Genomic DNA, 8,102 nt, shown 5'->3' with positions numbered 1-8,102 from the left:
CCGAGGAGGGTGAGGCTATCAGCGATAATGGCAAATTCGTGGACTTATGGAAGCGTGAAAACGGTACCTGGAAGATAGATGTGAACATCTTTAACAGCAGTGTACCGCTTCCTGCCCCTGAAGCGCTACCTGCCGCTGAAGAAGAAGAATAACTGCAGAGAATAATGAGTTATTCTTTATTACGTATTAAATGAATCCAAACTACCGGGAGTGAAACTATGATACATAACCGCCCAATCCAATATTTACTCGTTCTGATGCTTGCCGTGCCCTTTCTGGTAAGTTGTACGACAGCGCCACCTCCAGATACTACTGCTGAGGACAGTCAAGCCATAAGAGCTGCCAGCAAGCAATGGGAAGATAACTTCGACTCCGGCGATCTTGCCGCTTTTGCTACACATTACACAGTAGAGGCAAAAGTTCTTCCGCCGAACAGTGCAATTATTGTCGGTAGGGAGAGTATACAAGAATTTTTCCAGGGTTTCTACGACGTAGGTGGAAGTGATTTACAACTCACAGTGATAGACCTTCATGTGAATGGTGATATGGCGCACGTGGTCGGCAAGTATACGCTCACCATACAGCCTGAAGAGGGTGAGGCTATCAGCGATAACGGCAAATACGTGGAGATATGGAAGCGTGAAAACGGTACCTGGAAAATGAGTACGGCCACCTGGAACACCAGCCTACCGCTTCCGATCCCTGCCGCTGAAGAAGAAGAATAACTGCAGAGAAGAACAGGGGCTGTTTACAGCCGATTACTTAAGCGGAAGAAACTCTAAGAACCTAATTTCTAAAGTTTCGTAAGGTAGTTTAGTAACCCGCTTTTTGTGCCGCTTTCGGTTCGGTTTCAATCGTTTGAGCAGCCAGATCTGTAACGGTTTCCTGCCTCAGCAGGGGTTGCGGTAGAGCGGGGTTTTGAAAAAATTCAGAATGTACTTCTTCCCAGTTCGATTTTAACGCCGTGGCGTTAAAGAATACCATTCCACCGATGTTCGTCCCCCTCACATCGGCAATTTGATACGCTATTTCCTTCCAGCCCCATCCCTTTTCTCCTTCCGCCATGTACACTGCTATTCCCGCAAGAATCGAATTCGGCTTACGGGTTCTTTTGTTCCAGTTCTGAACTATCTCGGTAAACGATGATGTATAGTGATCACGCCTTGTATAGATCATCGGAACAATGAAATCAAGCCATCCCTCCTCTATCCAGGGTACGGCGTCCTGGAAAGCTACATCGTAACCGCTCCATCCGGGAAGCCTGTATTTACCTAATACTGCGGCAGAAAGCGCTATATTTTCATTCACGTATTTCACACTATCCCTGATGGCTCGAACGAGTTGGTGGATATTGTCTCTTTGCCAGTCATCCCAGTTGAGGGCATCCTGATTTGCATTCCGCCGCTTAAATTCCGATAAGCTCGTCGAATCATGGGAATAGCCAAGTTGCATTGCGCCTTCGGGATACCGGATATAATCGAAGTGAATTCCATCAACGTCGTACTTTTCGGCTATGTCGATGACCACCTTCAATATATGCTCTCTCACTTCAATATTTCCGGGACTGGCATAGACGTAATGATTGCTCAATTTCATTGGGCTTCCGCTGATGTCTGCCACTATCCACTCCGGATGCTCGAGGTATGCGTGTTTCGGGGTGCTTGCACCGGGAGGATCGACACCCTTCCAGAGCGTAAATGTATTGACCCATGCGTGCAGCTTCAACCCGAGCGACTCAGCCTCCATTATCGCGAATGCAAGCGGATCCCAGCCCGGATCAACTCCGAGTACGCCCGATAGATCTAATGCCCATGGTTCATATTCAGATTGATAATAAGCATCGAAACTTCCTCTGACCTGGAAAAAAACCGTATTTAGATTTGATTCTTTCGCTACCCTGAAAAGTCTTTTTATCTCTTTTTTATGGTCGTCGGGTTCCATTGATCCGGTTCTTGTTGTATAATCCCAACGAGTCACCCACACTCCGCGGGTCTCATAAACGGAACCGGTGCGCAACTCCTCCCTGCACACGAATGAACTTGCGCTGAACGAAGACAACAGCAGCATAAAGGCTGCTATCTGTTTAGAGTAGGCTATGTTTAATTTCAATTAAGTATTGTAAAACTAAAATTTAGTTGGGTAATTATAATCCCCACCGTTTAAATAAACCAGCACTTTTTGCGGATTTATTCAACCCTGAACCTCTGTTCGCGACTGATCAGGAGTTATTCGGTTTATTTTTAATCAGATCTTGACTTATATAACGTGTTCTGACTTTCAGGGTCTCGTCAAAACCCATTTTAGCCCAGAAATCATTTGAGGCGTCATTTACCGAGCCGGTTATGAGATCAATATATTCCACATCATACGACTCAAGGAACTCTATTCCCGCTTCCACAAGCTTCATACCGATGCCGGACCTTCTGTACTCCCCGGTAACTGATACGTCTCTTATATACCCTGATTTTATCGTTGCCGTATATGATAAGCCGACCCTTACCTGGGCAATCAGCATTCCCACTACTTTCTCTTCTTCTTCAGCCACGAAAATCGTTGATGAAGGGTCATCGAAGAGACCGGTAAAATTGGATGCTACAACGACATCAGCGTTCTCGGAGACGCGAAAATCCGGATGCATTCCTTTGTGGGTCTCCATCATTTCGTGCCAGAGGGCTAATAAAGCGTCGATATCTCCTGAATTCGCCCTTCTTATCATTTCCAAGCTCTTTCCACCGAAGCCGGCTAACCCGTTATATCCTCTCCCCCGTCGGCACGGATAATGTTTCCCGTGACCCAATTAGATTCCATGAGAGTCAGCATAGTAATAATCTTTGCGACATCCTGCGGTTTTGTCAACCTGCCGGAAGGATTAGCATTCAGCGCTCTCTCGATCATCTTATCGTTTGCGGGTATCTTTCGCAGGGATGGAGTGACTGTTACGCCCGCCTGGATACAATTTACGGCAATCTTCTTTTTCGCTAATTCAAATGCGAGCTGCCGCGTATGAGATTCAAGAGAAGCCTTTGCAGCGGAAACTGCACCATAGTTGGGCCAAACAACGTGCCCGCCCGCGCTTGTCATGGAAATAATTTGACCCCCTGCTCCGATTAGTTTCCTATAGATCAGATCCTGAGTCCAATAGATGAGACTGTTTGCCATGACGTCAAGTGTGAGCTCTACCTGTTTTTTCGTTATCGCGTCCTTTTTTGTATCCGCAACGAACGGCAGAAGGCTCCCGAACGCGAGTGAATGCATCAGCAACTTGACAGGATTTCTAACGCCTTTTGTCTCTTTTTTAAGAATCTTCAGCGCTTCATCCCTTTTGCCCTCGTCAGCCGCGTTTATGTTGAAAAACAGCGCCTTCACACCTTTTGACCTTATATTGCTCTTAACTCGATTCACTGCCGGCATAGAGGAACGGCGGTCGAAGTGGATCCCGCAAATGTTAAATCCCGCTTTAGCGAGTTCAACCGAAGTAGCGCCCCCAAAACCGCTCGAAGCTCCTAAAATAACCGCCCATTTTTCGTTTCCCTTTGTTTTAGAGGGCATAATTTCTCCTTAACTGAATTAAAATTTTTATCTCAAGGCAGGAAGATAAATTACACTCCAAGAATTATGCAAGACAAAAGGAGAATGGCGTTCAGGAATCTTTGTTATAAATCGAAGTAAAAGCTGGCATCGACGAACGAGCGGAATTCAAGTGCTTGCTGTGTACCCGAGACGGAATAGAGAAACGGTATATCCACCCCCGTCTCAACAGAGAAGACCCGAACCGGGTTCCAGAGGACGCTCGGGGCAACAAATGTGATCGTTCCGCCCGTATTAGGGTTCTCATAACCGTCAATGGTCACGCTTGCGGAGCTTCGCCCTTTGAATCTAAAAGAGAGTTGCGATATTGTGTTCAGCCGGCGGCTAATAACGATTGAGTAAAAAATCTCCCTGCCGTATTTCAAGCCGTCGGCGTTCGTTCCCGGTAATCGTATCAGACTCGAGACTGAACCGCTCCACCCGGACGGTAAGTGAGTTTTGTAGTAATAACCCCATAAAAGAAAATCCCATGCGCCGGTCCCCGGTTGAAGATTAAAATTCAAATCCGTGCCGTCATTCACGAGATCGATCGAACCGCTCGGGAGTTTGAATCCGGAACCGACAGCTATCTCCCTGCTCGAGGCTATATTCAGCGGTTTGAGGCTGTATTTCAACACGAAACTCATATCTCCCATGCCGTCCGCGCCAAAGGTTTTTCCGCTGATAAAACTCCGTCTGGTCTTCACGTAGGGAGCTGACAGCGTAATCCCCAATCTTTTCGTTATTCCGTAATGAGCCTGAACTGTATATGCCTGAACAGATCCGCGACCCACAACGTTGCTATCCGTTCTTTTACTGCCGACAAACGTACCTTCAAGACTGTTATATTCATGTCCGAAACTTATCCTGAGCGTCTTTTCCGGAGTAACGCCGATCTCAAACGAGCTTGCGGATGCTGATCCTGTTGTGCAGCAGAGCTGAGCGTCAGCCTGACCAACTACACCAAAGGCGGCAAAGAGTAATAAACCGATTTGAACCTGTTTAACTATCCCGTTACCCTCCCCATAACTCAGTATTCCGATTGAAGGCGCTCCACGCAAACCAATAAACTACAAATGAATCAGGTCTCTCAAGTCTCTCTCCCTTGAGCGTACCGTCAATCGCTTCCCCGCTCAGATTCCATGTGCTTCCGGTTTGATCATCTATGAAATTAACGTTTCTCAGGTTACCGCTGTCTGTACCGGCTTTAAACTTGAACGTCAGATTTTGACCGTTTACCGATGAAATGAATGCTCTCATCATTCTCGAAGGTTTATCTCCAAAAACGGCAATGGGTACATTGTCCACGCTGTCGTTAAAAATTTTTCTGCCGGCTCCGAAGACTGACATCGGATAGGCTTTGGTCCCGCTTCCTGCGTAAACACCCAACACTCTTATCTTCGGCAATAGACGGGAATCGGAATAGCTCATTTGAAACAACGGACTCGAATTCGGCCTCCGGTAACCCTCATAAAATAGCTGGTCATAGCTGCCGGGGCTTCTGCCTCCTGAGTTCCTGGACAAGATCAAAGTGCCGGGATATAGATTTTTCCATGAACCCCACTCGATTTCTGTATGATCTATCAGTTTTAACTTTGTATCTATCAGATCCCCTCTGTCAGCCTGAAGACGAAGCTGCGGCCAATTGCTGTCCGTCTGCCTGTCAAACATGATCAAGTTATTCTGGAGCAGTAATCCCGATACTCCGAATGTTTTTACGGAACCCGATATATTAGCTTCAAACGCTACGCTTGAACCTGTCAACGGACAAAACGATAAGGTATACGGCAGCAGCTTTTCAGGTTCATTTACGATTTCGTGCTGATCCATAATCTTATGAGGGTATGCATATGCCTGGTTGTTAATTACTATACCCGCTACTAAAGCTGTATCAGCCAGCCAGTCCCCCTCCGCTGCCGGATCCCATTGCGGATTCGTGATGGCGGGAATTCCGTCTTTCGGCACTCCACCTGACACGACAGCGTCCGGAAGCTCGTTCCATCCTTCCAGGTTGGGATCGGTACTATTCGTACAGCCCCATAGAAAGAACGCTGACGTTAAGGTAATTACAAACTTATACAATTCAATTCCCTTCTTCCGTGCACCGGCTGCGAATCAGGGTTCTCCCTGATTACCGCAACTATTGAAATCGCTCCGTTCATCTTAATCATTTGATTCTCTCAACGCATTTCATAATCAATGGAATGTTATTGATAAAAGTAGGAACAACATGTAACTCAGATTACAACAGGATTTTTTCTTGAAATTACTCGTTTTCTATAGGCATAGGAGCTTCCTGTTGAACTCCTGCCCCGTGTATGTAAACCAATCTTCCACCTAAATAACCTACACGCAATATCAGAAAAAAGCTGATTCCCGCCAATACCACATATCCCCAACGCAGCCACGAATTTAATTTGTTTTTAATCTGCATCCAGGCTCGCGCAATCCCTAAGAGAAGTATATAGAAAAATGTGAAGGTTGCGAGGTCTTCATGTTCCTCGACAGCATCATGGAGATCTTCCGACATTGGTTTGATCAGGTCTTCAGCTGACTGACCGCTGAGTAATGCCGCTAAAGCAAAAACAACCGCCAACAGCAGCAAAACAGCGCCGAAGTCAGTCCAGTGTTTCGAATCCCGCACAGTGCCTACGAGGTCGAAAAAAAAACTGATCGTAATAAGGACTATCGGAAAGTGGACAATCTGTGGGTGAAGCGGGATATCGGTCAAATCAGTGCTTTTGCGATTCAAGCCAGCGTTCGGCGTCCATAGCAGCCATACACCCGGTTCCGGCTGCGGTTATCGCCTGTCTGTAAACGTGATCGGCAACATCCCCCGCGGCGAATACGCCCTCTACGTTCGTTTGAGTAGAACCGTTGTTCACCTTGACGTAACCGACATCGTTCATATCGACCTGCCCCTTAAAAATGCCGGTATTCGGGATGTGACCGATGGCTACGAATACACCCTGCACAGGAAAGTCAGTTTGTTTGCCCGACTTGACATTCCGCAGTTTAACTCCGGTGACACCATTGTCATCACCGACGATTTCATCGACAGCGCTGTCCCATATGAACTCAATTTTATCGTTTTTCATAGCCCTGTCCTGCATCGTTTTTGATGCCCGAAGCTCATCGCGCCGGTGAACTACATGAACCTTTTTCGCAAATTTTGTAAGGAAAGTCGCCTCTTCCATCGCCGTATCTCCGCCGCCCACAACCACCAATTCCTGATCGGCAAAGAAGAATCCGTCACAGGTCGCACATGCCGACACACCGCGCCCCATATATTCCTTTTCCCCGGGTATGTCGAGGAATAAGGCTGAAGCCCCTGTACTTATTATTACCGTGCCCCCTGAGTAAGTTCCGCTCTCGGTTTTTACGGTGAACGGTCTTGCGGAGAAATCGACTTCGGTCACAGTCTCATACTTACATTCGGCACCGAACCTGCTTGCCTGCTGTCTCATTTTATCCATCAGCTCCGGTCCGAGTATCCCATCGGGAAATCCGGGAAAATTCTCCACATCCGTTGTAATGGTAAGCTGACCTCCCGGTTGAATTCCCTCAAGCACAAGAGGCTTAAGGTTCGCCCGCGCGGCGTATAGCGCTGCTGTCAGACCGGCAGGTCCTGACCCTATTATAATTACGTTTCTCTCATTTTCGCTGTTCACATTCATAAAATTCTCTTTCGATCACTCCTGCACAATTAATTCTTTCATTAAATCGCCCATATTATTTAACGATTCGAGGTTCCAAATAGTAGCTTTTATTTTCTCTCTCTTATCGTTATCCATTAGAGAACTCGTGAGAGATTCAAACTTCATATCCAGCTCCTCCTGTGTCATCGGCTCCCGCGGATCTCCTTTCGGATACTCAACTTCAGCTTTAAAAGTGGAACCGTCTGTAAGGGTAATTACGACTTTTGAAGGCTGCTTCTCCGGGAACATCCTTTCGAACTCCTCACTTGCTTCTCCAATTATCTTCGGCAACACTGCCTGTATTTGAGGATCGTTTATCCTTTCAACACTAAACTGGTCGGTGGTGATCTTCCGGTCCACCACCGCCGCCGCGATTGTATACGGAAGGCTGTGGTCGGCTGTTTCACGATTCTTCGGATTATATTTCTCAGGGTCAAAAAGAATATCCACCGCCCTGGCTATCGTAGTTACCTTAATCTCTTTGATATCATCGGGCTGAACGTCATGATCTCTCACTATTTTCAATGCACAGGTTATATGGGAATGCGTCAGCGCTTCGGTCGGAAACGCTTTCATTGAGCATTCGAGGATTTTGAACGAATCACCGAGACCGCCGAGAAGAGCATCCTCATCCCATTCCGGTCCCATTATCTCGTTCAATCCCTCCTTACCTTCGAATATCGCACGTGTGCCTGTATAACCCTTTTCCGCCATGAGCGCTGCAATTACTCCGCTCTGGACAGCCATCGGATCGACGGTGTTTTTCATCATTGACAGCTGACCCGCAGCTGCCGCGCCGGTAGTAAAATTATGTCCGCCGGATATTCCGATTGCGTT

The 8,102-nt window shown here is 47.1% G+C and carries 10 protein-coding genes; 2 read left to right on the top strand and 8 right to left on the bottom strand.

The features are described 5' to 3' along the window. Together IID12_08680 and IID12_08675 are read left to right on the top strand one after the other, a co-directional pair. A partial coding sequence (locus IID12_08680; protein ID MCH8289164.1) for a hypothetical protein occupies positions 1 to 152 on the top strand: 152 nt, incomplete at its 5' end. 66 nt (positions 153 to 218) lie between these two features. Continuing rightward, positions 219 to 725: an SgcJ/EcaC family oxidoreductase gene (locus IID12_08675; GenBank protein ID MCH8289163.1), complete on the top strand. Its 507-nt coding sequence runs from the start codon at positions 219 to 221 to the stop codon at positions 723 to 725. An 88-nt stretch (positions 726 to 813) separates the two neighbouring features. On the opposite strand, the gene IID12_08670 is transcribed toward IID12_08675, so the two are convergent. The 8 genes from IID12_08670 to IID12_08635 form a co-directional block, all read right to left on the bottom strand. Further along, positions 814 to 2,109, bottom strand: a complete 1,296-nt coding sequence (locus tag IID12_08670) for a family 10 glycosylhydrolase (GenBank protein ID MCH8289162.1) — start codon at positions 2,107 to 2,109, stop codon at positions 814 to 816. Positions 2,110 to 2,218: 109 nt separating this feature from the next. Then, positions 2,219 to 2,716 (bottom strand): GNAT family N-acetyltransferase, encoded by a 498-nt coding sequence (locus tag IID12_08665; protein ID MCH8289161.1) that lies wholly within the window; start codon positions 2,714 to 2,716, stop codon positions 2,219 to 2,221. Positions 2,717 to 2,742: 26 nt separating this feature from the next. Continuing rightward, positions 2,743 to 3,549 (bottom strand): SDR family oxidoreductase, encoded by an 807-nt coding sequence (locus IID12_08660; protein ID MCH8289160.1) that lies wholly within the window; start codon positions 3,547 to 3,549, stop codon positions 2,743 to 2,745. A 104-nt stretch (positions 3,550 to 3,653) separates the two neighbouring features. After that, positions 3,654 to 4,628 carry a hypothetical protein gene (locus tag IID12_08655; GenBank protein MCH8289159.1) on the bottom strand — a complete coding sequence of 325 codons (975 nt, stop codon included), beginning with the start codon at positions 4,626 to 4,628 and terminating at the stop codon, positions 3,654 to 3,656. Then, complete coding sequence (locus IID12_08650) at positions 4,582 to 5,649, bottom strand: DUF3179 domain-containing protein (GenBank protein ID MCH8289158.1); 1,068 nt, start codon at positions 5,647 to 5,649, stop codon at positions 4,582 to 4,584. Before IID12_08650 ends, IID12_08655 begins: the two co-directional genes overlap by 47 nt. A 184-nt stretch (positions 5,650 to 5,833) precedes the next feature. Continuing rightward, entirely contained in the window at positions 5,834 to 6,319 is a 486-nt protein-coding gene (locus tag IID12_08645) for a DUF2231 domain-containing protein (GenBank protein ID MCH8289157.1), read from the bottom strand. Beyond that, complete coding sequence (gene trxB, locus IID12_08640; protein MCH8289156.1) at positions 6,300 to 7,244, bottom strand: thioredoxin-disulfide reductase; 945 nt, start codon at positions 7,242 to 7,244, stop codon at positions 6,300 to 6,302. The genes IID12_08645 and trxB overlap by 20 nt, the downstream gene beginning before the upstream one ends. Before the next feature lie 15 nt (positions 7,245 to 7,259). Beyond that, the coding region (locus IID12_08635; protein MCH8289155.1) for an MmgE/PrpD family protein at positions 7,260 to 8,102 on the bottom strand (843 nt) is incomplete at its 5' end.

The organism is Candidatus Neomarinimicrobiota bacterium (assembly GCA_022567655.1).
GTDB lineage: Bacteria > Fidelibacterota > SORT01 > SORT01 > SORT01 > JADFGO01.
Note: the sequence above shows the minus strand (reverse complement) of the source record. Positions and strands in the feature narration are given on the sequence as shown.